Annotated in this window: 25 protein-coding genes; 16 read left to right on the plus strand and 9 right to left on the minus strand. The window is 43.5% G+C overall.

The features are described 5' to 3' along the window. The first annotated feature begins 33 nt into the window (after positions 1 to 33). On the plus strand, positions 34 to 888 hold the full coding sequence (gene ilvY, locus GQS54_RS02975) for an HTH-type transcriptional activator IlvY (protein ID WP_166422524.1): 855 nt from the start codon (positions 34 to 36) through the stop codon (positions 886 to 888). 8 nt (positions 889 to 896) lie between these two features. Here the strand turns inward: ilvY and GQS54_RS02980 are convergent, their stop codons facing one another. The 3 genes from GQS54_RS02980 to GQS54_RS02990 form a co-directional block, all read right to left on the minus strand. After that, complete coding sequence (locus GQS54_RS02980) at positions 897 to 2117, minus strand: PepSY-associated TM helix domain-containing protein (protein WP_240919813.1); 1221 nt, start codon at positions 2115 to 2117, stop codon at positions 897 to 899. 126 nt (positions 2118 to 2243) lie between these two features. Then, the gene (locus GQS54_RS02985; protein WP_166422525.1) at positions 2244 to 3758 is read right to left on the minus strand and encodes a YifB family Mg chelatase-like AAA ATPase; all 1515 of its coding nucleotides are present in this window, start codon (positions 3756 to 3758) and stop codon (positions 2244 to 2246) included. A 103-nt stretch (positions 3759 to 3861) separates the two neighbouring features. Continuing rightward, positions 3862 to 4482, minus strand: a complete 621-nt coding sequence (locus GQS54_RS02990; RefSeq protein ID WP_166422526.1) for a trimeric intracellular cation channel family protein — start codon at positions 4480 to 4482, stop codon at positions 3862 to 3864. 502 nt (positions 4483 to 4984) lie between these two features. On the opposite strand from GQS54_RS02990, the gene ilvD reads away from it, so the two are divergent. Both ilvD and ilvA read left to right on the plus strand, forming a co-directional pair. Beyond that, the gene (gene ilvD, locus GQS54_RS02995) at positions 4985 to 6832 is read left to right on the plus strand and encodes a dihydroxy-acid dehydratase (protein WP_166422527.1); all 1848 of its coding nucleotides are present in this window, start codon (positions 4985 to 4987) and stop codon (positions 6830 to 6832) included. After that, entirely contained in the window at positions 6833 to 8386 is a 1554-nt protein-coding gene (gene ilvA, locus GQS54_RS03000; protein ID WP_166422528.1) for a threonine ammonia-lyase, biosynthetic, read from the plus strand. 91 nt (positions 8387 to 8477) lie between these two features. On the opposite strand, the gene plsB is transcribed toward ilvA, so the two are convergent. After that, entirely contained in the window at positions 8478 to 10913 is a 2436-nt protein-coding gene (plsB, locus tag GQS54_RS03005; protein ID WP_166422529.1) for a glycerol-3-phosphate 1-O-acyltransferase PlsB, read from the minus strand. Between the two features lie 191 nt (positions 10914 to 11104). Between plsB and lexA the strand changes: the two genes are divergently transcribed. From lexA to GQS54_RS03035, 6 genes are all read left to right on the plus strand, one after another. Next, the gene (lexA, locus tag GQS54_RS03010; RefSeq protein ID WP_166422530.1) at positions 11105 to 11728 is read left to right on the plus strand and encodes a transcriptional repressor LexA; all 624 of its coding nucleotides are present in this window, start codon (positions 11105 to 11107) and stop codon (positions 11726 to 11728) included. 420 nt (positions 11729 to 12148) lie between these two features. Further along, positions 12149 to 13279, plus strand: coding sequence for a cytochrome c oxidase subunit II (gene coxB, locus GQS54_RS03015; protein WP_166422800.1), 1131 nt, complete (start codon positions 12149 to 12151; stop codon positions 13277 to 13279). A 10-nt stretch (positions 13280 to 13289) separates the two neighbouring features. After that, positions 13290 to 14888 (plus strand): cytochrome c oxidase subunit I, encoded by a 1599-nt coding sequence (gene ctaD, locus GQS54_RS03020; RefSeq protein ID WP_166422531.1) that lies wholly within the window; start codon positions 13290 to 13292, stop codon positions 14886 to 14888. Between the two features lie 18 nt (positions 14889 to 14906). Further along, the gene (locus GQS54_RS03025) at positions 14907 to 15134 is read left to right on the plus strand and encodes a hypothetical protein (protein ID WP_166422532.1); all 228 of its coding nucleotides are present in this window, start codon (positions 14907 to 14909) and stop codon (positions 15132 to 15134) included. Further along, a complete protein-coding gene (locus GQS54_RS03030; protein WP_166422533.1) occupies positions 15131 to 15745 on the plus strand; it encodes a cytochrome c oxidase assembly protein in 615 nt (204 codons plus the stop codon). The genes GQS54_RS03025 and GQS54_RS03030 overlap by 4 nt, the downstream gene beginning before the upstream one ends. After that, positions 15745 to 16626: a cytochrome c oxidase subunit 3 gene (locus tag GQS54_RS03035; protein WP_166422534.1), complete on the plus strand. Its 882-nt coding sequence runs from the start codon at positions 15745 to 15747 to the stop codon at positions 16624 to 16626. The genes GQS54_RS03030 and GQS54_RS03035 overlap by 1 nt, the downstream gene beginning before the upstream one ends. Before the next feature lie 81 nt (positions 16627 to 16707). On the opposite strand, the gene GQS54_RS03040 is transcribed toward GQS54_RS03035, so the two are convergent. Then, the gene (locus GQS54_RS03040) at positions 16708 to 16917 is read right to left on the minus strand and encodes a DUF2909 domain-containing protein (RefSeq protein ID WP_166422535.1); all 210 of its coding nucleotides are present in this window, start codon (positions 16915 to 16917) and stop codon (positions 16708 to 16710) included. Positions 16918 to 16959: 42 nt separating this feature from the next. On the opposite strand from GQS54_RS03040, the gene GQS54_RS03045 reads away from it, so the two are divergent. The 6 genes from GQS54_RS03045 to GQS54_RS03070 are packed head-to-tail and all read left to right on the plus strand — an operon-like array spanning position 16960 to position 21405. Further along, a complete protein-coding gene (locus GQS54_RS03045) occupies positions 16960 to 17691 on the plus strand; it encodes an SURF1 family protein (RefSeq protein WP_240919814.1) in 732 nt (243 codons plus the stop codon). Beyond that, a complete protein-coding gene (locus tag GQS54_RS03050) occupies positions 17678 to 18235 on the plus strand; it encodes a hypothetical protein (protein WP_166422536.1) in 558 nt (185 codons plus the stop codon). The genes GQS54_RS03045 and GQS54_RS03050 overlap by 14 nt, the downstream gene beginning before the upstream one ends. A 10-nt stretch (positions 18236 to 18245) precedes the next feature. Further along, positions 18246 to 19223, plus strand: a complete 978-nt coding sequence (locus GQS54_RS03055; RefSeq protein WP_166422537.1) for a COX15/CtaA family protein — start codon at positions 18246 to 18248, stop codon at positions 19221 to 19223. Between the two features lie 9 nt (positions 19224 to 19232). Then, entirely contained in the window at positions 19233 to 20150 is a 918-nt protein-coding gene (cyoE, locus tag GQS54_RS03060) for a heme o synthase (protein WP_166422538.1), read from the plus strand. Further along, complete coding sequence (locus GQS54_RS03065) at positions 20147 to 20788, plus strand: SCO family protein (protein WP_166422539.1); 642 nt, start codon at positions 20147 to 20149, stop codon at positions 20786 to 20788. Before cyoE ends, GQS54_RS03065 begins: the two co-directional genes overlap by 4 nt. Next, on the plus strand, positions 20788 to 21405 hold the full coding sequence (locus GQS54_RS03070) for a GNAT family N-acetyltransferase (protein WP_166422540.1): 618 nt from the start codon (positions 20788 to 20790) through the stop codon (positions 21403 to 21405). The genes GQS54_RS03065 and GQS54_RS03070 overlap by 1 nt, the downstream gene beginning before the upstream one ends. A gap of 73 nt (positions 21406 to 21478) precedes the next feature. Here the strand turns inward: GQS54_RS03070 and GQS54_RS03075 are convergent, their stop codons facing one another. After that, positions 21479 to 22528, minus strand: a complete 1050-nt coding sequence (locus GQS54_RS03075; protein ID WP_166422541.1) for a polysaccharide deacetylase family protein — start codon at positions 22526 to 22528, stop codon at positions 21479 to 21481. Positions 22529 to 22631: 103 nt separating this feature from the next. After that, complete coding sequence (locus GQS54_RS03080) at positions 22632 to 22769, minus strand: hypothetical protein (RefSeq protein ID WP_166422542.1); 138 nt, start codon at positions 22767 to 22769, stop codon at positions 22632 to 22634. Between the two features lie 5 nt (positions 22770 to 22774). Between GQS54_RS03080 and GQS54_RS03085 the strand changes: the two genes are divergently transcribed. Beyond that, positions 22775 to 24037, plus strand: a complete 1263-nt coding sequence (locus GQS54_RS03085; RefSeq protein ID WP_166422543.1) for an MATE family efflux transporter — start codon at positions 22775 to 22777, stop codon at positions 24035 to 24037. On the opposite strand, the gene GQS54_RS03090 is transcribed toward GQS54_RS03085, so the two are convergent. Next, on the minus strand, positions 23982 to 24260 hold the full coding sequence (locus GQS54_RS03090) for a hypothetical protein (RefSeq protein WP_166422544.1): 279 nt from the start codon (positions 24258 to 24260) through the stop codon (positions 23982 to 23984). The two genes, GQS54_RS03085 and GQS54_RS03090, sit on opposite strands and share 56 nt — an antisense overlap. Positions 24261 to 24276: 16 nt before the next feature. After that, the gene (nfuA, locus tag GQS54_RS03095) at positions 24277 to 24855 is read right to left on the minus strand and encodes a Fe-S biogenesis protein NfuA (protein ID WP_158772002.1); all 579 of its coding nucleotides are present in this window, start codon (positions 24853 to 24855) and stop codon (positions 24277 to 24279) included. Positions 24856 to 24922 lie beyond the last annotated feature (67 nt).

Genomic DNA, 24922 nt, shown 5'->3' on the forward strand with positions numbered 1-24922 from the left:
ATTTTGCAATACTGTATTTGATAAGGAATTAATGTGGATATTAAGAGCCTCGAATTGTTCCAACATTTGGCCAGCAGTTTACATTTTAGTAAAACTGCCGAAGCCCTGTTTGTAAGTCCTTCAACGTTAAGCCGCATCATTCAGCGCCTTGAGGTAGATTGTGGAACATCCCTTTTTGTTCGTGATAATCGTAAAGTAAAACTGACCGCTGCGGGGGCTAAATTACTTCGTTTTAGTCAGCAAACCTTGTCAGAATGGAAAAAAGTTAAGTGGGAATTACAACAAGATCATAATCAAATACAAGGTGAACTAAGTCTTTATTGCTCAGTAACTGCGAGTCAAAGTCATCTACCAAAATTACTTGATAGTTTTCGTCATAAATATCCTCAAGTAGAGATAAAGCTCAGCACGGGAGACCCTGCATTATCAGCCAGTAAGGTCATGCAACAAGAAGTTGACGCATCAATTGCGATTCATACTCCTGACTTTCCCCAAGAATTGACGTTTTTGCCTTTAGGGGAGGTTCCTTTATTACTTATTGCGCCTAAAGACACCCAACTAACACGTTTAAACCAAGTGGATTGGCGCGAGCACTCGGTTATTTTACCAGAGTCTGGGCCGTCAAAACGTATCGTGCACCATTGGTTTGCTGAACAAGGGATCCGTCCGCGAGTATATGCAACGGTTGCAGGTAATGAAGCGATTGTCAGTATGGTTGCTTTAGGCTGCGGGTTGGGCATAGTGCCGGAAATCGTGCTTGATAATTCGACCATTAGTCAGCGGGTAAATCGCATTAAACTCGATGATATCGAACCCTATCAGATTGGATTATGCTGTATCCGAAAACGTCAAAGCGAGCCAGCTATTCAGGCGCTATTTAACTGCTAACGAATCGATTAAATTTTCAGTGCTGGCGGAGCATTTTTGCCTGTGCGCAATCGCCAGCGAGTAAAGCCCAAGGTAAATAAAGCGAATACGATCAAGCCACAAATTACCCACAAAACTCGAAGTGCTAAGCCCCCTACGCTGCCATTGTGTAAAGCATGCAACCAACCTTTTATGCTATTTGCAGGGCCATGTTTCCACGCAGAAAATATATTAATGATCTGCCCTGAATGGGCATCCACGTGTACAAACGTATTGGGGAAGCGATGAGATGGATCTTCAGGTATTTGGAAGCGAAACGTATAGAATTGTTGAGCACTTAAACTGTTGTCGGGGGTTTGGATCCATGCGAGATGTGATTGCAATAGATCAGCGCCATTTTTAGCAACTTTTGCCTGTCTGGCTGCGGTAATTGCAGCAGAAATCGGTACTGTATGCTGTATTGTCGTATTCACAACACCGCTTAGTTTAGACGTTGTCTGCACAGGTGAAAACACTAGCCCTAGGAGCTTATTTGTTTCTTGTGGCAAGGATAGCATTACGCCGGTGGCAACAAGCAGCAACAAGGGAATGACGCTCGCGAGTCCTAGTATTTTGTGCCAATCGTAAAGCAAACCGATACGTGAGCGACGTCGTTTAAATTTGAGCGCCCTATGCCACTGGCCTTGCTTCGGCCACCATGAAACTAATCCGCTCACCAGCAACAACAATGTCGCTAAACCAATGTAACCGATGACGATAGTGCCTATTTCACCAAAGAGTAATGTGTAGTGTAAATTGTATAGCCAAGTGACTAAATAGTGTCCCCAATAGTCTTCGCGGAGCACTGATAGGCCATCGTTAGATAGCCATACCATTAACGGGGCAAACCCTTCACTGCGAGTTTCTACGGGGTTGTAATAGCGAGCTGACATTGCTCTTTTGCTGTCACTCACCTCAATTCGCCAAGGGCCTTTTTTATCTGGATACGTGTTGTTGAGTGTATGTAATGCGCTGTCCCAACTGCTATCTGTGGCTAGTTGAGAACGTTCTAGCTCCGGGTGTAGCCAAGTATCTATTTCAACGTAAAATACTAACATCGCCCCAGATAGGCATATTATTGTCAGTAAAACGCCAAGACTTAAGCCTAACCACAAGTGAAGCCTTCTGGTGTATTTGCGAAATGAAAATGAATGCAATGTTGAGCCTTGATGCGCTACGTGATTTTTGTTTTTAGCTAATACCAATTCCAATAAATTGCGCTCAGTGGCTAATTATTTAATGGCGTTGGTATAATAAGGGCTATTAAAAGCCTTGGTTGAGAAAGCATAACCCGAAAGATTTTTAATTCACAAGAAACGCCCACATAAAGTGAAAATTTAATTGTAAGCAAGCTGCGCCAACATACGATCAAAGGCGCGGTAATTAAGGGCTTCGGCCAGGTGTTGACGCTTAATATTAGGCTCGCCTGCTAAATCAGCTATGGTACGTGACACCTTCAGTACTCGATGATAAGTGCGTAAAGACAATCCTAGCTTTTCAACCGCACCTTGTAAGAAGTGCTGATCTTCTGGTGACAGAGTACAGTGTTTTTGCACTTCTTTGCTGCCCAGCAAAGTATTGGGTTTGTTACTGCGGGCGAGGGCGACATTGCGCGCTTGGATAACCCGTTGACGTATCACATTACTACTGTGTCCTCGTTCCTTCACTTGCTCGGAAAATTCGTTACTATTTAGTTTGGGCACGTCGACTTGTAAATCGATGCGGTCCAGAAAAGGTCCCGAAATACGATTTAAATAACGCAGTATTTGATCTGCCGTACAACGGCCGTCATTAAGACTGCCTGTGGGGCTGGGATTCATTGCCGCCACTAATTGAAATTGTGCAGGAAACTGGGCTTGTCGCGCGGCTCTAGATATTGATACGAAGCCAGATTCTAGTGGTTCTCGTAGAACATCAAGTACTTTACGGTCGAATTCTGGGAGCTCATCTAAAAATAAAACACCGTGATGGGCTAATGATATTTCTCCGGGTCTTGGCACACTCCCACCTCCGACGAGAGCCACAGCTGAACTGGTGTGGTGTGGATGGCGAAACGCCCGCTGCTTCCATGTTTCTGGGTTAACGGGTTTGCCGACAATCGAGTGAATAGCGGCACTTGCAAGTGCTTCCTCATCGGTCATGGGCGGTAATATTGTGATTAAGCGACTCGCAAGCATTGTTTTTCCTGTGCCTGGCGGGCCGGTAAAAAGTATATTGTGGCCACCCGCTGCCGCAATTTCCAGCGCACGTTTAGCCGACATTTGTCCCACTACATCCTGTAAATCAACCTCATAATCGGCTTCTTTGGCAATATTATTCGAGGTGAATAAGGCAAGGCTCTTTTGCTTACCAAGATGATGAAATACATCAAGTAGTTGACCAGCTGGTACAATCTTTGCGCCACTGATAAGCGCTGCTTCTTCTGCGTTCTCAAGGGGTAATATAGCAATGCGACCCGCTTTGAAGCAGGCATAAGTAAAAGGTAGCGCGCCTTTGATGGAACGTATTTCACCTGATAGGGCAAGCTCTCCCACTAGCTCTATACCGTTTAGGCTTGCGCCAGCGAGCTGATTGCTAGCAGCGATAATACCGATGGCGATGGCTAGATCGAAACGACCGCCTTCCTTGGGTAAATCGGCAGGCGCGAGGTTGACCGTAATACGCCGGGCAGGGAATTCAAATCCGGAATTAATTAATGCGCTGCGAACTCTGTCTTTGGCTTCTCGCACCGACGCTTCAGGTAAGCCAACTAAGTTAAAACACGGCAAACCATTGGCCAGATGTACCTCTACCGTTATAAGAGGCGCATCGATACCAACACTGGCCCTTGAAAACACCACTGCCAACGACATATGCAAAGCCCTTTGCAAGTCAAACTAGAATCTTATAAGGCTAGTCAACGCAGAGACTTAATGCCACTGTGTTGGATTTGCTGGCATTTACCTTTAATGGTGGTTATTCCATATGTTCAGGGTTAAATACCGGTAAATTCCAGTGCCATTTCATGGCTAATAATCGAATGGTTAGGGTGATTACAAAGCCGAGTATCATGCAACTATAAGTAGATAAACCAAAGAATAATGCTACGACATAACTCAAGCCGCCGATGATACAAGCTGTTGCGTAAAGTTCGCCTTTAAGAACCAATGGAATTTCACGACAGATCACATCGCGAATAAGGCCACCAAACACGCCTGTCATAGTACCTAGTGCGATGGCTATAAAAGGTGATGTGCCGTAAGTAAGCGCTTTTTGTAAGCCCATAACATTAAAGAAAGCCAGACCTATTGCATCAGCAACTTGTAAATATCGCAGAGGAAAACGATGACTTATTCTGAGCCAAATAATGGTGCAAAAAGCCGCTGCCAATATCGCAAAGAAGAAACTATGATCTTGCACCCAAAATACCGGTAAATCGAGAATGATGTCCCGTAATGTTCCGCCACCAATGGCCGTTACTGACGCCAGCACTACGACACCAAAACTATCCATTTGCTTTTTGTAAGCCATCAATGTGCCTGAAACAGCAAAAACTGCGACGCCCATTAAGTCAATCCAATGTAACCAGGTACTCATAATATTCTCACCGCTATTTGAGACTGAATGATACCGATAAATGACAAATTCTAAATAGCCAAACAGCTATGTTTGCATATAAACGACACAAAAAAAGCATAGAACATTGCTTGATCCTGCATAGGGGTTCGTGTTACCTATATATACAGTGACGATATACCAAATTTAAGTTAGTAATTAACTAAGTGTTCTATTCCTACTCGTGCAGCAAAGTAATTATTTTGGTGACAGTAACGGAGGCGTTTTCTCCGGGGGGGTAGATCTGGATAAATGTCAGACTTATTTAGACCCTCCGTACGAAAGTTCGGGGGGTTTTTTGCTTTTGTCATGTATTCATTAGCATGACATGGAAGATCGATTAAAATGTAATGGCGGAGTCATTACATAGCACAATTTAAATAACACCGATTTTGACGATAAGCCGAGGTTTTTCACGCGTAAAGTAATTCGATATGCGCCTCGGCCGACTATTTAACATTATTTACAGTAGAGAGAAGAGACAATGCCCAAGTTACGTTCTGCAACCACAACCCAAGGTAGAAACATGGCCGGTGCTCGTGCGCTTTGGCGTGCGACTGGTATGAAAGATGGTGATTTTGGCAAGCCTATTATTGCTGTTTCTAATTCATTTACGCAATTTGTACCTGGCCATGTGCATCTAAAAGACATGGGACAACTCGTAGCGCGCAGCATCGAAGCGGCAGGTGGCGTAGCCAAAGAATTTAACACCATAGCGGTAGATGACGGTATCGCCATGGGTCACAGTGGCATGCTATACAGCTTACCATCGCGGGAAATCATTGCCGATTCAGTCGAATATATGGTGAACGCCCATTGTGCCGACGCTATTGTATGTATCTCCAACTGCGACAAAATCACTCCGGGTATGTTAATGGCAGCAATGCGCCTAAATATCCCAGTTATTTTTGTTTCGGGCGGACCAATGGAAGCAGGTAAAACGAAGCTTTCAGACCAAATAATCAAACTAGATTTGGTTGACGCCATGGTTGCAGGGGTTGATGACAATGTCAGTGATGATGAAAGCAATGAAGTAGAACGTTCCGCTTGCCCTACTTGTGGTTCATGTTCAGGCATGTTTACCGCTAATTCTATGAACTGCTTAACCGAAGCCCTTGGTTTATCTCTACCTGGTAATGGCTCAATGCTCGCTACTCACGCAGACCGTGAAGGATTGTTTAAGCAAGCGGGTAGTCAAATTGTTGAGCTTTGTCGTCGCTACTATCAACAAGACGATGACTCTGTGTTACCACGTAACATTGCTAATTTTAAAGCGTTTGAAAACGCTATGAGTCTTGATATCGCTATGGGCGGTTCAACCAATACTATTTTACATCTCATCGCTGCAGCTATTGAAGGAGAAGTGCCTTTTACTCTCGATGATATCGATCGTTTGTCGCGTAAAGTGCCACACCTGTGCAAGGTTGCACCGTCTACCCCGCTTTACCATATGGAGGATGTGCACCGTGCCGGTGGCGTGTTGGGTATCCTGAATGAATTGAATAAAGCCGGATTATTACATGGCGACAATATGCATGTTTTAGGTAAAACGATTGGAGAGGTGATTGCAGAATGGGACGTCACTAATCCAGCTAACGAACATGCGCTAACGTTTTACAGAGCGGGTCCAGCAGGTATACGCACCACGAAAGCCTTCAGCCAAGACTGTCGTTACCCTACAGCAGACATCGATCGAGAAAATGGTTGTATTCGCAGTCGTGAAAATGCATTTAGTGAAGAAGGTGGCTTAGCCGTATTGTTCGGCAATATTGCAGAGCAAGGTTGTATTGTAAAAACTGCTGGTGTAGATGAGTCAATTCATGTCTTTACGGGCCGAGCGCGTATATATGAAAGCCAAGATGATGCAGTAAAAGCCATATTAGCTGACGAAGTGGTCGCTGGTGATGTCGTTGTTATTCGTTACGAGGGTCCTAAAGGTGGTCCAGGTATGCAAGAAATGCTTTATCCAACCACGTATTTGAAAGCGAAAGGTTTAGGTAAGCAGTGTGCACTGATTACCGACGGTCGCTTTTCGGGTGGCACGTCAGGTTTGTCTATCGGACACTGTTCTCCTGAAGCCGCTAGTGGTGGTGGTATCGCTTTGGTTGAAGAAGGCGATAGCATGACGATTGACATACCTAATCGTAAGATTGGTGTCGATATCTCAGATAGCGAACTTGCCACGCGCCGCGAAAAAATGGAGCAAAGCGCCAAGCCTTGGAAACCCGCTACGCGTCAACGTAAGGTCTCTTTGGCTCTTAAAGCTTATGCGTTATTAGCAACCAGTGCCGATAAAGGCGCAGTGCGTAATGCTGCGATGTTGGAAGATTAAATGAGTCTGTCAGCAAGCGAATATTTGAAGCGCATTTTATTAGCGCCCGTTTATGACGTGGCGGTAAAAACGGATTTGGTCAAACTTGACAAACTATCTGCTAATTTGGGCAATGAAGTGTGGCTCAAGCGCGAAGACCAGCAAGTGGTTAAATCGTTTAAATTACGCGGTGCCTATAACAAACTTGCTAGTTTGTCTGATAAACAATTACAAGCCGGTGTGGTGGCTGCTTCGGCGGGCAACCACGCCCAAGGTGTGGCGTATTCCGCGAGGATGAAAAAAATTCAGGCTACTATCGTTATGCCTGAGACCACCCCCGATATTAAAGTGGATGCGGTGCGCAGCTTTGGCGGTGAATACGCCAACGTTATATTGTTTGGTACCAGTTTTGATCAGGCTAAGGACGAAGCCTTGCGTCTAGCGAAAGTCCATGGTTATACCATGGTTGCTCCCTTTGACGATGAGGACGTTATCGTTGGGCAAGGTACGATTGGTCGAGAATTACTCGAGCAAAACCCCGATATCGATACCTTGTTTATCGCCGTTGGCGGTGGTGGTTTAGCTGCGGGCATTAGTGTTTTCCTTAAGCAGTTAAAACCTGACTTAAAAATTATTGCTATCGAATCTGACGAGTCGGCTTGTTTGCAAGCGGCGTTAGAAGCAGGCGAACCAGTACCCTTGGCCTCTGTTGGCATATTCGCCGATGGCGTTGCGGTGAAAACGATTGGTACCGAGCCCTTTCGTTTATTGCAAGAATATGTCGACGAAGTGATCACGGTTAATACTGATGAAATCTGTGCGGCGATTAAAGATATTTTTGATGATACCCGTGTAATAGCTGAGCCTGCTGGTGCGCTTTCAATAGCCGGTATGCATAAATATCTGCAGCAGAACCCCATGCAAGGGCATACGTTTGGCGGTATTTTGTGTGGCGCCAATATTAACTTTCATACCTTGCGTTATGTGTCAGAGCGCTGTGAATTAAGTGAACAAAAAGAAGCGGTGTTTGCGGTGAAAATTCCGGAACATGCTGGTGCCTTTAAGCAATTCTGTGAGTTGCTCGGTGGACGTATAATTACCGAGTTCAACTACCGTTTTGCCACAGATCGTGAAGCACATATCTTTGTAGGTGTAAAATTACGTGGTGGCAGAGCTGAATTTAAACAGCTTACTGAAACGCTCGCAGCTCATGACTACCAGTGTTTTGATCTGAGTGAAAACGAAACGGCTAAGTTACATGTTCGTTATATGGTGGGCGGCCGCCCAGCTAATCTGCAAAATGAACATATATTTTCTTTTGAATTTCCGGAATATCCCGGGGCTTTGATGAAGTTTTTAAATACCTTGGGCGAAACGTGGAATATCACATTGTTTCATTACCGTAATCACGGTGCTGCCGCAGGCTTAGTATTATGTGGTTTCGAAATTCCTCCAGAGCAACGCGATAACTTTAATCAACATCTCGATGCTTTAGATTATCAATACACTGAGCAAACCGTGAACCCTGCCTATAAGTTTTTCTTGTCGGATGTAAATGGCACTTCGACTAAATAGTAAACCTTAAAAAGGATGTGATGGGTTGATAAAACCCACACATCTTTTTATCAATTATTCTGCCAAATAAGATTTTTATCCAACCTAACTGCTAAATTTGCTGCAAACGCTGAGCGATTTCAGGAGAAATCAAGTTCTCTACTGTGGCCAATAATGCTTCACTCGTTTCAGAGTGCTCTAACTGACCTTCATTGGATGCATTAATTAAGGCATTGTCTTTAAGCGCATGAATAAAGGTTGATAATACGTTCTTATCAAAAAACTCTGGTGAATTTATACCATGTAGCGCGGCTAAGCGTTCTGCAAATTCGCGACTTTGTTTCTCTAAACGACCGCGGCTAATGGTTTGCTCTTTTTTCAGGATCGTTAGCACGGCTGCATAGCGTTGCAATGTTTCTTGAATACTGCGATTAAGTAACCAAAACGAATAAAATGCCTTGCTGGTAGCAGCTGGTGGCAAAATTTCATTTTCCGCGGATTTTAACAGACCTGTTTCAAGCATGGCGCTTATTATGTGGTCAGTATATTCCATTGCTTTTTCGTGATTCATATAGATAAACAATTCACGTTGCAAAAGCGGATAGAGCTGTCCAACCAACGCAATGACTTTATCTTTAGCTAAGCCTTTATGAGCAAATACGATGGCACTGATTAAACCCGGGATGGCGAACAGATGAAGAATATTATTGCGATAATAGGTTAACGCTACCGCATTCTTACGTTTAAGCGAAATAATGGTGCCAAACGTATCTTGGGATACTTCAAGTTTATTGAGTTTTAATGTACTTTCGAGTAGCGCTTTGCCATTACTTTGTGGCGCGCTAGATAATTCACTATAAGGGGCGAGTTTCAGTAAAGCTAAATAATCATCAATCGCTCGCTCCAACTCATCTTGTGCCATGGCGTGTTTCTTTGCTGATAATAAACACATCGCGCACAATGACATTCCACTGACTGCGGCAGCTTGGTTGATACGACCCATGACATCGTTTGCTAACGTATTTACGACAGGGGTTAACCAACGAGGCTTTTTGTCTGTTTCTGCGCTTTGAGCGTCACGCCAATCAGGCTGTTGGCTATCAAGGAAGTTCGTTAAATTAATTGGGTCGCCAAAGTTTAGGAAACCATTACCATAATTCTTGAGCTTACGAACCGCAGAAAAAACCTGGAAAAACGATTCCTTCTTCTTGTCTGTGCCTTTTAGTTCTTTTAAATAGCTTGAGACTTCCATGACGTGCTCATAACCTATATAAACAGGTACTATGCTCACAGGCCTGTTAATCCCTTTAACAAGGGCTTGAAGTGTCATAGCAAGCATGCCTGTTTTGGGGGGCAGTAAACGTCCTGTACGACTTCGGCCGCCTTCAGGGTAGTATTTTACCGAGTAACCTTTGTTAAATAACAACTCCAAATATTCTCTGAATACAGCGGTGTATAGTTTATTTCCGGCAAAACTACGGCGTAGAAAAAAGGCACCACATTTTCGTAAAATGCCGCCTATGGGCCAGAAATTTAGATTTATTCCTGCTGCAATATGAGGGGTCACTAATCCTTCGTGATAAATAACGTAGGTTAACAGTAAGTAATCCATATGGCTGCGATGACAAGGCACATAGATAATTTCGTGGCCACTTTGGGCAAGAGCTCTTACCTTGTCGGCATGTTTTACTTCTATACCGTTATATACTTTGTTCCAGATTTTAGTTAACAAGCGGTCGCCGATCCTAACGATGCCCTCGCGATAATCGGCGGCAATTTCGTCAACGTATTTTTTAGCTTTTGCTTGAATCTGATGATTAGATTTCTTTTTAGTGCGCGCTTCATCTTCCACCGCTTGGCGAACTGAGTCGGCACCTAGAACTGAGTTATAAAGTGCTTGGCGTTCTAGCAGCGTTGGGCCAATCAAATTTTGACGGCGGCGGTGAAAATGCGTACCAGCTAATCGAATGAGCTTATGGGCTATTTCCTCGTCACTGCCTTTTAAATCAGCCATGGTGCGAGAAGACACAGCTTTGCTGTAGCATACGAAATTATCACGCCCTAAAAATAAAACGATAAAAAATTTACGCAGCCAACTTGGGGAGACTTGGTGAGCGATAACGTCTGACCAACCTGATAGTTTGCGGCCCGGTGCCCTGCCCCAAAATATTGAAACGGGGACTATTTGTAAATCAAGTTCGGGGTGTTCTCGATGAATTTGAAATAGTCGAGTCACATCATCAGCGATATTGGTGATTTTCACTTTGCGGGTCAAAACCGAGCGTGGTTGTTGCAAATACAAACAGGCGGGTAATTCTTGACCGCCAATACTCACTGTATCGGTAGGTTTGGGCAAACCAAGTTCATTCGTCGACATTTTTAAGGCAAATTGGTCGGTGACTGAATGTGTGCGTAACAAATAGACAATAGGTTTAGCTGTATCGATCCCAAGTTCGGTCTGTATATCTGTGGGGATGCTGTTGACCTTAACAAGCCATTTAAGCGGAACAGATATAATTGTTAGCAGCAGTGTATGCAGCCATGCCATAGAGTGGTACCTAAATAGTGAAAGACCTCAATAGGATACCACGTTATTCAGCTTTTCCACCCCGTAGGATCAGTTTACAGGTCAGAGGTCTTGTATAAATTCCGGTTAATCGATTGCATACAATAAATATTTGAGATTTAGCAACGACTGTATATACTCACAGTTAAACTGTATGAAACAACAGGCTGTGTATGCGTCCACTAACTCTTAGGCAAGAAGAAGTCTTGCAATTGATTAAAACCACCATGATCGATACCGGCATGCCGCCTACACGTGCGGAAATTGCGAGGCATCTTGGTTTTAAGTCTGCTAATGCCGCTGAAGAACATTTAAAAGCTTTAGCACGAAAGGGGGCGATTCAAATATTACCGGGGACTTCTAGGGGTATTAGGCTTACTGAGCCATTAGAAGATCAATTAGAAGAGCAAGGCTTACCCCTCATTGGGCGAGTAGCCGCTGGCGAACCGATTTTGGCTCAAGAGCATGTTGAAATGCACTATAAAGTTGATCCGAATTTATTCAAACCTAGTGCTGATTTTTTACTCCGTGTTAGTGGTATGAGCATGAAGGATATTGGTATTTTGGATGGCGATTTACTTGCTGTGCATAAAACTACTGATGTTCACAACGGCCAAGTAGTCGTCGCTCGTGTTGATGAAGATGTCACCGTTAAGCGTATTGAGCGCAAAGGGCGTCAAGTGATCTTGCATGCTGAAAACGAAGAATTTCAACCCATTAAAGTTGATTTAGCGACTCAACCTTTCAATATCGAAGGCATCGCCGTAGGCGTGATACGTAATTCAGATTGGATGTAAGCAGTAAGCAGTAAGCAGGTAAAGAGTTTACGCTGAATTATACTGATAAATAGGTAGTACGTTTGGGGTTTCGCAATGATGCCCCAATGCATTTTTACATGATCGTTTCCTCCCGCATTTATACTCTCTAACTCGCCTTTTCTACGTTGTCATTGCGATATAATTTGTTACTGAAATGTAAACGTAACATACTGATCGACTGATTAAATTTTACCCAGTTGAATATAAATTAAACAAAATAACTGGACTCCTCCCCCTGTTTTGAGTAATGCTTGTTACATCCTTAACAAGTTAGTAACATTTTTTAACTTGTATTGAATCTTATAATAATAAATGAAGACGTAAATTTTGCTGGCTATCGCCATTATTTCAAACGTTTGACAAGCAGGGGGTCGAGTGAAGAAAATTTCGTTGAGTGTGATGGCAATGCTAAGCGCGTTTCAAAGCGGTACTGTTTTCGCAGAGTCCGTAGCTGACTTAGATCAATATCAACTGAATATGCGCAAGGGTGTCACAGATATCAGCGCAGATGTATATGACTTGCATATGTTGATGTTTATTATCTGTGTGGTTATCGCCGTTGGTGTTTTTGGCGCGATGTTTTATTCCATTTTATTTCATCGTAAGTCCAGAGGTGCAAAACCAGCTAACTTTCACGAAAGTGTAAAAGTAGAAATCGCTTGGACCGTTATCCCTTTTGTTATTTTAATTGTTATGGCGGTTCCTGCAGCGAAAACGCTAATCGCTATGGAAGATGCCAGTGAGCCTGATGTCACTGTGCTAGTGACGGGATCGCAATGGAAGTGGCATTACAAATACATGGATAACGACGTTGAGTTCTATTCTCGCTTAGCTACCCAAGCCGATGAGATATCTGGCAAGTTAGATAAAGGTGTTAACTACCTTCTAGAAGTCGATCAGCCTCTGGTTATACCAACAGATAAGCGAGTTCGTTTTTTAATTACCTCAGACGACGTTATCCATTCTTGGTGGGTACCTGACTTTGCTATCAAGCAAGACGCAAACCCGGGTTTTATTAATGATGCTTGGGCGAAAGTAAACGAGCCAGGTATCTATCGCGGTCAATGTGCTGAATTATGCGGCAAAGACCATGGTTTTATGCCTGTAGTGGTCATTGCTAAAGAACCCGCAGAATATGATAAATGGATAGGTGAAAGACAAGCTATTCAAGAGAAAGCCAAGGCGGAAGAGCAAAGATTACTCGCCATGAACATGAGTAAAGATGAACTGATGAGTAACGGTCAGAAAATTTACACTGCTAATTGTGCTGCGTGCCATATGCCAAATGGCGAAGGGTTACCAGGCGTATTCCCAGCGTTAAAAGGCAGTAATATTGCGTTGAATGATATGGCAGCTCATATCGACATTGTATTAAACGGTAAATCTGGTACAGCCATGGCAGCCTTTGCTAAACAGCTAAGTATGTCTGAGCTGGCAGCAGTGATTACCTTTGAGCGAAACGCTTGGGGTAATGACACTGACGAGTTGGTACAGGCTAAAGATATTAATGCTGCTCTGAACGGGCAATAGGGGGACGATCATGAGCACAGTTACTGAAACGCTTCATCACGACGACGACCATCACGAACATCATGCGCCACCTTCAGGGATAAAGCGCTGGTTATACACGACCAATCATAAAGATATTGGTACGTTATATCTGTGGTTTGCCTTCATCATGTTTTTAACCGGTGGCGCCATGGCGATGGTTATTCGCGCCGAGTTATTTCAACCGGGTTTGCAAATAGTCGAGCCGCACTTTTTCAACCAAATGACCACCGTGCATGGCTTGATTATGGTTTTTGGTGCGGTTATGCCGGCTTTTACAGGGTTAGCTAATTGGCTTGTGCCCATGATGATTGGTGCGCCTGATATGGCTTTACCGCGCATGAATAACTGGAGTTTCTGGATCCTGCCATTTGCTTTTTTAATCCTCTTGTCTTCGTTGTTTATGGATGGCGGAGGTCCTGCATTTGGTTGGACTTTCTACGCGCCTTTGTCCACTACCTATAGTGGTGACAGTACAGCTCTATTTGTATTTTCGGTACATATTATGGGTATCTCGTCCATTATGGGGGCGATTAACGTCATCGTTACCATATTTAATATGCGGGCCCCCGGTATGACGTGGATGAAAATGCCACTTTTTGTATGGACGTGGCTAATTACAGCTTTTTTATTAATCGCGGTCATGCCTGTTTTAGCTGGAGCGGTAACCATGGTGCTGACAGATAAGTTTTTTGGGACCAGTTTCTTCGATGCCGCAGGTGGTGGTGATCCGGTCATGTTCCAGCATATTTTCTGGTTCTTCGGTCATCCCGAGGTGTACATCATGATCTTACCGGCCTTTGGTATTATTTCGCAGATCGTACCGACATTTTCTCGAAAGCGGCTATTTGGTTATTCCTCCATGGTTTATGCGACCGCATCAATCGCCTTATTGTCATTTATCGTTTGGGCGCACCATATGTTTACCACAGGTATGCCGGTATTTGCCGAAATGTTCTTTATGTTGGCCACCATGTTGATTTCGGTGCCAACAGGGGTAAAAGTCTTCAATTGGGTGGCAACGATGTGGCGTGGTTCGCTGAGCTTTGAAGTGCCTATGTTGTTCGCGCTGGCGTTTATCGTGCTGTTCACTATTGGTGGTTTGTCGGGCCTGATGTTGGCAATTACCCCAGTAGATTTCCAATATCATGACACCTATTTTGTAGTTGCGCATTTCCACTATGTGCTAGTAACTGGCGCTATATTTTCGATTATGGCCGCGGTTTATTATTGGCTGCCTAAATGGACTGGAAAGATGTTTGATATACCCTTGGCTAAATGGCACTTTTGGTGCTCATTAGTGTCGGTCAATGTGTTGTTCTTCCCTATGCACTTCGTCGGTTTAGCCGGTATGCCAAGACGGATCCCTGATTACGCGTTGCAATTTGCAGATTTTAATAAATGGATAAGCTTAGGCGGATTTGCATTCGGTCTATCGCAATTAATTTTCTTGGTTATCATTATTAAAGCTTGCCGTAAGCAAGGTGAACCTGTGAGCGACCAAGTTTGGGAAGGAGCTGAAGGCCTAGAATGGGAAATACCTTCACCAGCCCCTTATCATACGTTCGAAACGCCGCCCGTTATTAAGTAAGCGGTAAAGGAGAATTTTATGTTGCTAAGTGAAGTGAGGTTTTCAAAAAAAAGACTGCTTAAACGTTTTGTAGCATTAGCCATAGGTTTTATAGCATTTGGTTTTTGTAATAGTCTACAAAACGATGCATATATGCCGCTCGATGACTCAGCGTATTTTGCCCTACAAAGCAAAATGCATAATGCAGAAATTGCACAACAAGGATTAGTGCAGTCTTATTCAGGTATGTTCTGGCAATCCTTATGACAGACAAAAGGCAACAACCTCAAGCGCCTGACGCCGCCAACAATAGTCCCCCGTCTAGCAATGCGAAGATGGTGGGTAAGTTATTGGTGGTCGTGCTGGGGATGTTTGGTTTTGGTTTTGCGTTAGTTCCACTTTATGACGTGTTTTGTGATTTGACCGGATTAAACGGAAAGACTGCAAATTCCGCCGCTATTTATGAAGTGATGGAGATTGACGAGTCACGAACCATCACTGTGGATTTTATCACTCGCGTCAACTCAGGTATGGCGTGGAAATTTGAAGCACAAACACGGCAAGTGAAAGTGCATCCTGGTCAAATGAACGAGGTGAATTTCACGGTAAAAAATCCAACAAAACACGTCGTCATTGGCCAAGCGGTGCCATCGGTTTCACCTGGTATGGCAGCGTTATTTCTCAATAAAACAGAGTGTTTTTGTTTTGAGCAGCAAGTTTTGCAAGCAGGTGAGTCAGCGGTCATGCCTATGCGGTTTTATGTAGACCCTCAATTACCACAAGACATTACCTATTTTACGTTGCAGTACACTCTATACGACGTCACATCGACGGCAGGTGATCTTGCAATGAATAGCGGTGAACAGGAGAACGAATAATGGCTCAGCCAGATTATGAAAAATACTATGTACCAGCTAGTAGTCCATGGCCAATTGTGGGGGCTGTGGCACTATTTCTGATTGCCGTAGGAGCCGGAAACTTTGTTATTGAACACACAAAAGGAACGTCTGGGTATGGTGGATATGTATTATTAGCTGGCTTTGCAACGTTGATTTTTATGTTGTTTGGCTGGTTCAGGAATCAAATCCATGAGTCCATGACGGGTTTATACAGCGCACAATTGGGCCGTTCATATCGACAAGGTATGGCTTGGTTTATTTTTTCAGAAGTGATGTTCTTCGGTGCTTTTTTTGGCGCTCTATTTTATGCACGAATGATAGCTATTCCTTGGCTGGGTGGCTCATCTAATAATGATGCAACCAATGAAGTACTTTGGCCGGCTTTTCAGGCTATGTGGCCTTTAATAGAAACGCCTGGTGGAACTAAAACCGAGGCTATGGGTTGGTATGGTTTACCTCTTATCAATACAGTCATTCTGTTAATCTCTTCTGTGACATGCCATTTTGCACATGTGGCTTTAGAAGAAAATAAACGTGGTCGGTTAAAATTGATGCTGGGCCTCACCGTGTTGTTAGGCGCGATATTCATGACTTTACAAGTGGAAGAGTATATCCATGCGTATCAAGAAATGGGATTAACGTTGCAGTCTGGCGTTTATGGCAATACCTTCTTTTTGCTTACTGGCTTTCATGGATTGCATGTAACCCTAGGCGCGATTATTTTATTCATTATGTTGTTGCGAATATTTAAGGGGCATTTTACCCCGGAACATCACTTCGCCTTTCAAGCCGCTAGTTGGTATTGGCATTTTGTCGATGTGGTTTGGGTGATGTTGTTCTTTTTCGTCTATATTTTATAACCGGGCTGGGTATCCCATTGGCCTACTCTTTAGGTCAATGGGAAAATTAGGTCAATGGGAAAAATAGATATTGAATAGGGTTTAGAACGGTCGATGGTTCGGTTCGATAAGCCCTGTTGCAATGGCGATGAGAAGCAAGACGACAATCGCTACCGACGTTAGAACGCGTCGCCCAATGTACTTGCTCATATTGGGTTGTGTCGGTTCGTCTTTAAGCATTATCACCATGGCTTTAAACAAATTAAAGATCATAACAATAAGTAGTATTCCGATGATTATCTTTATTAGCACTTTTCTTCTCCCTCTCGCTGACGTTTCTATTGTTGATTAAGCATGCTTAAGTATATTAAGCGTTTACCTATAGTTTCTACCCTAGTGACTTTATGTGCTGTTGTCATTATGTTTGGCTTAGCAAACTGGCAACTACAAAGAGGGCTAGACAAAACCCAGCGAATTGAAAGTATGGCAACTGCATCAGCACGGGAGTCACTCTCCTTAGAACAAGTCAGAACATATAAGGGAGATATTCAAGACTTACCTATCACTATTAACGCGACGCTTAATCCTGAGCAGATCTTGCTACTTGATAACCGCATACATCAAGGACGGCCAGGTTTTGAGGTATACGCCGTGGCGAAAAGTGATGGGCATAATGTATTAGTTAATTTTGGATGGATAACAGGTAAGCAGATGCGCTCGGATTTGCCTACTGTGACATTACCTGATTTATTGGCAGGCGAGCGCGGGCGCGTCGTTCTGCCAAGTAATAACCCACTTATTACCGAAACGGCGTCATTAGCAGTGACCTGGCCTAAGGTAATACAACAAATAGACATCCACTTTGTTGAACAGATGCTCCAGATAGAGCTTGTTCCCTTTGTCATTGTGCTGACAGTCAACGACAACCCACAATTTGTGCGTAAATGGCAGCCAGTCGTCATGCCACCAGAAAAGCACTATGCCTATGCCGTTCAGTGGCTCGGCTTAGGTGTGGCCGCATTTTTAGTTTATTTTTTTGCACTTCGCAATCGACTTAATAAGGTATCCAACGATGAACACCAGTAATAAACGCATGATAATTACCCTTGCCGTTGTTTTTATTTTACCGGTGGCATTGGCCAAGCTTGCCTTAGATAACAATTGGTTTAATAAAGCATCAACAAATAAGGGACAACTGCTTACCCCGACACTAGATATGACCGCCTTACAGGACCAAACCACCGAGCCTAAATGGCAATTGTTATATGTGCTACCTACTAAATGCGGCGCTGAGTGTAAAAATGCCTTATACAGTGTTGAGCAAGTATGGACAGCACTGGGTAAGGAGCACGATAGGGTTCGTGCAACAGTTGTCATTACTCCTGAGAGTGATGCCTTGGCGATGCAGATAATAGAACAGCAGAATTCAGTTAAGTTGTTAAAAACTAACACGGAAAATGTTAATAATGTGTTTAAAGGTGAGCCGACAAATGCTATTTTCATAGCAGATACTTTGAATAACGTCATCTTGCGTTATCCACTTCAGGTAGAGCAGCAGCAAGCGATCTTACATAGTCGCGACATATTATCTGATTTACGAAAGCTGCTGAAATTATCGCGTATAGGCTAGAGGGAAATACATGAGGAAGTTGGTATTGGCGGGGCTTATCCTCGCTGTAACTGTGATTGTGTTAGGTGCATATACGCGGTTAACCGATGCAGGGCTAGGATGTCCAGATTGGCCGGGGTGTTATGGCCATTATAAGGTTCCTGCTGCACAAGAGCAGATCAACGCTGCAGAGCTCGCATTCCCTGAACGACCATTAGAGCCGCAAAAAGCATGGAACGAGATGATCCATCGCTATTTTGCTAGTGCTCTGGGTTTATTGATTGTTGTTATTTTTATCATCAGTATTGCTAAAAGAGCCTATCACCGACCTATTAAATTACCGCTATTTCTCCTGTGCTTAGTGATTTTTCAGGGCATGTTGGGTATGTGGACTGTTACCCTAAATTTATTACCCATAGTGGTGCTTGGCCATTTGCTTGGAGGTTTTGCGGTTCTATCGTCGCTATTTTTATTGTATTTGCGCTTAGTGCCTTATCGAATTCCAGGAGGCGACCACCAGACCCGTAAGCTCGCAAAGTATGCTTTATTGGGTATCGGTATTTTGCTTGGGCAGATCGCGTTAGGAGGTTGGACATCTGCTAATTATGCGGCTCTTGCGTGTACCGAATTACCTATTTGTGAAAGTAATTGGTACGAGCGATTAGATTTTATTGGCGCGTTTAGCCTACCTGAGGCAGTTAACTATGAGTATGGCGTACATAATTATGCTCAACGTATGACGATGCACATAGTGCATCGAGCGGGTGCGTTGCTCACCTTTATTTATCTTTGCTGGCTCGCGACGCGCATATATGCAGTGGCCAGCTCTAGCTTTTTGAAAAAAATTGCAGCCGCATTAGTCGTCGTGTTGGGTATTCAAGTGATATTAGGGGTCAGCAATGTGGTATTTAGTTTGCCTGTCGCCGTCGCCGTATTGCACAACGCAGTTGCTGCGGCATTGTTGCAAGTACTGGTTTTGCTTAGCTACACCCTTTATCGAAAAACATAGGAGAGACCAATGAGTAAATCAGTTGGTATTACAGCTCATAGCATTACTGCGAAAATTACCGCAGATTGGCGTGATTATTATGAAATGACCAAGCCCAAAGTAGTGTTGTTATTATTACTAACGGCTTTAGTAGGTATGTGTTTGGCAAGCGAAAATTGGATAAGCTGGAAAATCCTTATCGCAGGTCTAACAGGTATTGGATTTCTTTCCTCTGCCGCTGCGGTTATTAACCATGTAGTCGATCGAAAAATCGATGCGCAAATGGCTCGAACGTCAAATCGGCCTTTGCCAAAAGGTAAGGTTTCTCCTCAAAGGGCAATAATATTTGCGGGGCTGCTAACTGTTGTTGGTTACATAATTCTAGAGTTATGGGTTAATCGTCTAACAGCATTACTTACGTTGGCAAGTTTGGTTGGTTACGCCTTCGTTTATACTATGTATTTAAAGCGTGCTACCCCACAAAACATCGTTATTGGTGGGTTGGCTGGCGCTGCACCACCTTTATTGGGCTGGACAGCTGTGACAAATGATATTCATGCACACGCTTTGTTATTAGTGTTAATTGTTTTTATTTGGACCCCACCTCATTTCTGGGCGTTGGCTATTCATCGCGAGAAAGACTACGCTCGGGCGAAAATTCCTATGTTACCTGTAACGCATGGTATCGAGTTCACCAAAACTTCAATTTTGTTATATACAGTATTACTGACCCTTATCTGTCTATTACCTTATCTCATCGGTATGACAGGCGTCATATATTTGCTTGGCTCTAGCGCATTAAATGCTGGCTTCTTGTATTATGCGTGGAAACTGAAATTCGCCAGTGATGACAATACTGCTATGCAAACGTTTAAGTTTTCAATTATTCATTTGATGGTTTTGTTTGTGGTTTTACTGGTTGACCATTATATGAGATTTACTCTTTGAATAAATTAAGTTTAGGATTAGTTGCCGTATTAGCATTGGCAGTAGGGGTTGTAATTGCGATAAATATTGCGCCACCACAGAGTGAAAAAACTGAATATATTAAGCTGTATCCTCAGGCGCGGGCCCTACCAAAATTTTCGCTAATCGATAGTAATGGTCAAGTATTGACCCATAAAAATTTCCAGCAACAGTGGACGTTGATTTTTGTTGGATACACTTTTTGTCCTGATATATGTCCAACTACACTGGCCGATTTAAGCAGTATTTATCCTCAGCTGCAAAAAATTGATGGTCAATACCCCATTAAAGTTGCATTTATTTCTGTTGATCCGGCTCGTGATACCACTGAAAGGTTAGCCGAATATATAGATTTTTTTGAGCCTGAATTTATAGCTGCTACTGGAGAACATGCCGATATTTTCCCGTTTGTTCGAGCCATGGGCATGATGTATTCCATTTCACAAAGTACTGATGATCCAAATTATTTGGTCGATCATAGTGCGTCGATAGTGTTGATAAATCCGCAAGGGAATGTGATTGGGCGCTTTAAGCCTGAATTTGCGCCAGGGAAAGTCGCCGTCAGTGATAGCGAGCGCATTTTGCATGACATGTCGATTTTGGCCACAGAGCAACCCTAATGCCTGCTTTACGCAAAGCAAACGCGGTTGATACAAAAGATGCCGTGGCGTTAGTTATGTCTTCCGCTCCCCTAGCACTAAATAGACTATTTAACCAGCGAACAGAAGACCGTGATTACCTCGCTATAACTTATCTGTTAAAGGCATTTTCTGAGCAAGCGGGTCAATTTGGCTATGGTAACCACTGCGTTATTGAAATTGATAATAAAGTCGCGGCGATAGGTTGCGGTTGGCAATTTGATATGGGCGAGGCTTATGTGCAAGCAACGCTTGGAAGCATGACTAGCTACTACCACGGTACAGACGTACTCGAGGTTTTACATCGATGTCAGGCTTTGCAACAACTATTTGCACGCCCTGGAGTTGATGAAATGTGTGTGGGCCACATAGGCGTGGCTGACAAATTTAAACGCCAAGGGTTATGCAGCCAATTATTAGCGCATTTCGAATCTCTGGCAAAAGCTAGCAACAAGCAAGCGCTGACTTTAGATGTGAAACAAGACAACCTTGCAGCGGTACAATGTTACCAACGTTTTGGTTTTAACATCATTCGCACCACCGAAGATATAAGCCCAATGTCACTTGGTATTTATGTGCATATGCGCAAAATGCTATAGCATGCCAGTTAATGCCGTGCCACCCGCAATTCGAACTGACCAACCTCAGTAAATTCCAATATTTAGCAAAAACTCAGTCTAACCATTTACCATCTTCTGTTGGAACAAACCATGGTTTAGAGTACCAATAATAACGTGATGGCTGTCGTTTACTTGGCGCTGTACAGTTAATTCTTGAACGGCCAAATGGCAACTGTTGGGTAAATGCCACAGAAATACGCTCGTCTTCACGCGTTATGGCTTGAGAATTACCTTGAAAGTAACAGCTCAATTGACTGTTATTAATATCGTCACTTTGTATGCTAAATTGAAATACAAATGGCGCTGGTGAGACTAATGGTGTTGCTGGTGAAACATTAGTTACAGGCATTGCTAGGCTCGCCATTTTGACTTTTAGTCGGTCTAGGTTGGCGTAAATGCCCGCTGCTGGAAACCGTGATAAAGCTGAAAAGTCACTATAACTGGCGATGGCACCAGAAGATTGCGCAAAACCCACGTAGCCAAGTTCCGTTAAACGTGCTTGTAAAGCTGGTGAGAATTCACCATAAGGATAAGCAAAAAATTTATCCTTAACATTTAAGTTATCCTCAAGTAACGACTCAGCCTGCTCTATATCAGCAATGCGACGGGATAACCAAGCATCATCACTTTCATCAGGTAAGCGGTTTAATAAATGCTCATGGCGTAAATTGTGGTTAGCAAAGCTTGCTCCATGCTCAGCCATATTGCGCATATCGTCCCAACTTAAATGATAATCAACTTTGTTGACTAAATCTGGGTTGATAAATACGGTATAGGGGAGATTCAGTTTGGCCATTATAGGATGGCCATTCTGATAAATATTCTTAAAGCCATCATCAAACGTGATCGCGAGCGCGTTGTCTGGCAATGTTTGTTTATTTTGAAGCGCAACAACGATGTCTTTTAAAGGCAAAACATTGTAATGCTCGGCTAAATAATTCATATGTTGCGTAAACGTTTCCGGCGTTACACTCGTTGAAGCCGGTGTGGTATCGCTGACGTGATGATAGAGTAAAATAACGGCGTTGTCAGCGGCATGCACCTTACTACTTGAGACGAAAATACAGGTGCAAACTAATATACAAAAAATGATACGATCCATAGAGTTACCTTCAAATAGGTTGAAATTCAACTGGCACCGCGTAACGCTTATAAACGTTGCATAGTACCTAAGAGCATAAGTGTAACACTGAATTATCTCAGCATTATGTGTGCTGGTTCCGCTTTAATACGTTTTTATTATTCTTAATTTTTGGTAGATAGCGACTTGGCTCAATCACACGTTCTAACGCATCAGCGATTTTGGCATCGAGCCTCTCATCAGCAGCTAATTTTGCTGGCATTGCCGATGATCCTAAGCAATATAACGACTCCATTGATCGGCATGGTTGATACCGCAGTGCTGGGCCACATGGGGAGTAGTCAATATCTAGCTGGTGCAGCGATAGCGTCACTTATTTTGACTCAAACCTACTGGTTATGCGGCTTTATTCGTATGTCGAGCACAGGCCTTAGTGCACAAGCTAAGGGTGAGCAGGACGGTGAAGCGAAAAGTCGCGTGTTTTGGCAGAGCTGCAGTGTGGCGCTAATTATCGGCTTAGTTATATGGGCAGTGCAAAAACCTTTGCTGGCTTTGGGTATTCACTTTGCCCAGCCAGAAACACAACTGTTAGAAGTGATTCAACAATATTTTAGTGTACGCATAGCGGGTGCTCCTGCTGCCTTAGTGAATCTTGCGATAATTGGCTGGTTAATTGGTCAGCAAAAGACTAAGCAAGTGCTTTATATTCAAGTTTTTGCGAATTTACTTAATGCCGGATTGAGTATATTGCTGGTCTTTGTGTTTGACCAAGGAGTGAAAGGGGTTGCATTGGCGAGTGTTGCCGCTGAATACAGTATTTTACTTCTGGGCATGTGGGTGGCGTTTAAAGGTATGGGATTACTCACGCCTCACCTGGCACTGTGGCGGTGGTCTTCGCTTGCGCAGTTGATGAGCCTCAATGGCTACAGCTTTGTACGTAATCTGGCATTACAACTGTGCTTAGCTTTTGTGATTTTTCAGGGGGCTAGATTTGGCCCGTTAACGGCTGCCAGTAATGCGATAATTATGCAGTTTTTTGCCTTAATTGCGTTAGGTTTAGACGGCATCGCCTATGCGGTTGAAGCATTGGCGGGTGAAGCAAAAGGTAAGAAAGATGCACAAGAAATAAAGCGAGTCGTGCTTCGAGGTTTACTATGGTCTGGTGTGGTCGCGACGGTGTATAGCTTAAGCTTTTTGCTTTTTGGTCGACAAATAATTGCTATTTTAACGGATTTACCTGAGCTGAGAACCTTCACTGAGCGGTACTTATTTATCATTTGGCTACTGCCTATTGTTAGCCATTGGTGTTTCTTGCTTGATGGGATTTTTGTGGGATTAACGCGAGCCAAAGCGATGCAAAATAGTATGCTACTGAGTGCCGTGTGTTTCTTCTTTCCCAGTTGGTGGTTACTGCAAGATTTTCAGAATTACGCATTATGGATTGCGTTGTTGCTGCTTATGCTAGGGCGGGGCCTTAGTCTTGGTGGGTATTTCGCTTATCTTTACCGCGCTCAGCGTTTGCTAAACTAAAAGCACTTTGCATCCGGTAAGCAAGAATGCCAACGTAGCCATAAAGGGCATAAACACAGCCAATAACGAGCGCGAGCAATCCGGGAATTTGTAACCAAACCCAGCTGTTGGCTCCGAGTAAAACCAATACTACTCCAACACAAAAAAAACCAAGGCCGTATTTAAAACGACCCCAGCTTTTGTGAGGATCAGCCGCTAATCGAGAGAGCGGCTTTTTTTGCATTGCGTGAGTCTATTAACTAGTAGTACGAGTGCTCACCGGCTTCATGCTCGGTGGCGTCTTTTACTGCAGTCAGTTCGCCAGAAAATTGAGCAAGCATTTGTTTTTCAATGCCATCTTTTAACGTAACATCAACCATCGAGCAACCGTTACAGCCGCCACCAAACTGCAATATGGCTTCGCCTTTATCAGTAATTTCCACCAACATCACTTTACCGCCATGGCTGGCTAGTTGTGGGTTGATCTCTGCTTCAATCATATACTGTATGCGCTCTTCAAGCGGCGCGTCGTCATCGACCTTACGGGCTTTGGCATTCGGGGCTTTTAACGTTAACTGAGAGCCCATTTGGTCTGTCACGAAATCAATTTCGGCTTCGCTTAAAAACGGTGCACTTTCCGCATCAACGACTGCATCGAAGCCATTAAATTCAAGGGTAATATCCGTTGATTCAACTGCATCAGGGGGGCAATAAGACACACCACATTCCGCACTTGGCGTACCAGGATTAACAACAAACACCCGAATATTACTGTCAGGCTCTTGTTTTTCAAGCAATTTACAAAAATGCGCTTGGGCTGTATCTGAGATAGAAATCATAAAAAAGGTCCTGTTGTAGAAACATATAAATATTATATCAAAATTACTTGACTAAAACACTCAAGTA

This window comes from Paraglaciecola sp. 20A4, from assembly GCF_011378905.1.
Classification (GTDB): Bacteria; Pseudomonadota; Gammaproteobacteria; order Enterobacterales; family Alteromonadaceae; genus Paraglaciecola.

Coding starts and splice junctions, on each gene's coding strand:
- lexA (WP_166422530.1), top strand. CDS start 11,105: ATGCGTCCACTAACTCTTAGGCAAGAAGAAGTCTTGCAATTGATTAAA.
- plsB (WP_166422529.1), bottom strand. CDS start 10,913: ATGGCATGGCTGCATACACTGCTGCTAACAATTATATCTGTTCCGCTT.
- GQS54_RS03070 (WP_166422540.1), top strand. CDS start 20,788: ATGCCTGCTTTACGCAAAGCAAACGCGGTTGATACAAAAGATGCCGTG.
- GQS54_RS03055 (WP_166422537.1), top strand. CDS start 18,246: ATGAGGAAGTTGGTATTGGCGGGGCTTATCCTCGCTGTAACTGTGATT.
- ilvD (WP_166422527.1), top strand. CDS start 4,985: ATGCCCAAGTTACGTTCTGCAACCACAACCCAAGGTAGAAACATGGCC.
- GQS54_RS03050 (WP_166422536.1), top strand. CDS start 17,678: ATGAACACCAGTAATAAACGCATGATAATTACCCTTGCCGTTGTTTTT.
- GQS54_RS03080 (WP_166422542.1), bottom strand. CDS start 22,769: ATGCCAGCAAAATTAGCTGCTGATGAGAGGCTCGATGCCAAAATCGCT.
- GQS54_RS02990 (WP_166422526.1), bottom strand. CDS start 4,482: ATGAGTACCTGGTTACATTGGATTGACTTAATGGGCGTCGCAGTTTTT.
- GQS54_RS03090 (WP_166422544.1), bottom strand. CDS start 24,260: ATGCAAAAAAAGCCGCTCTCTCGATTAGCGGCTGATCCTCACAAAAGC.
- GQS54_RS03025 (WP_166422532.1), top strand. CDS start 14,907: ATGTTGCTAAGTGAAGTGAGGTTTTCAAAAAAAAGACTGCTTAAACGT.
- ilvA (WP_166422528.1), top strand. CDS start 6,833: ATGAGTCTGTCAGCAAGCGAATATTTGAAGCGCATTTTATTAGCGCCC.
- ctaD (WP_166422531.1), top strand. CDS start 13,290: ATGAGCACAGTTACTGAAACGCTTCATCACGACGACGACCATCACGAA.
- GQS54_RS03030 (WP_166422533.1), top strand. CDS start 15,131: ATGACAGACAAAAGGCAACAACCTCAAGCGCCTGACGCCGCCAACAAT.
- GQS54_RS03045 (WP_240919814.1), top strand. CDS start 16,960: ATGCTTAAGTATATTAAGCGTTTACCTATAGTTTCTACCCTAGTGACT.
- cyoE (WP_166422538.1), top strand. CDS start 19,233: ATGAGTAAATCAGTTGGTATTACAGCTCATAGCATTACTGCGAAAATT.
- GQS54_RS02985 (WP_166422525.1), bottom strand. CDS start 3,758: ATGTCGTTGGCAGTGGTGTTTTCAAGGGCCAGTGTTGGTATCGATGCG.
- GQS54_RS03085 (WP_166422543.1), top strand. CDS start 22,775: ATGATCCTAAGCAATATAACGACTCCATTGATCGGCATGGTTGATACC.
- GQS54_RS03035 (WP_166422534.1), top strand. CDS start 15,745: ATGGCTCAGCCAGATTATGAAAAATACTATGTACCAGCTAGTAGTCCA.
- coxB (WP_166422800.1), top strand. CDS start 12,149: ATGGCAATGCTAAGCGCGTTTCAAAGCGGTACTGTTTTCGCAGAGTCC.
- GQS54_RS03075 (WP_166422541.1), bottom strand. CDS start 22,528: ATGGATCGTATCATTTTTTGTATATTAGTTTGCACCTGTATTTTCGTC.
- nfuA (WP_158772002.1), bottom strand. CDS start 24,855: ATGATTTCTATCTCAGATACAGCCCAAGCGCATTTTTGTAAATTGCTT.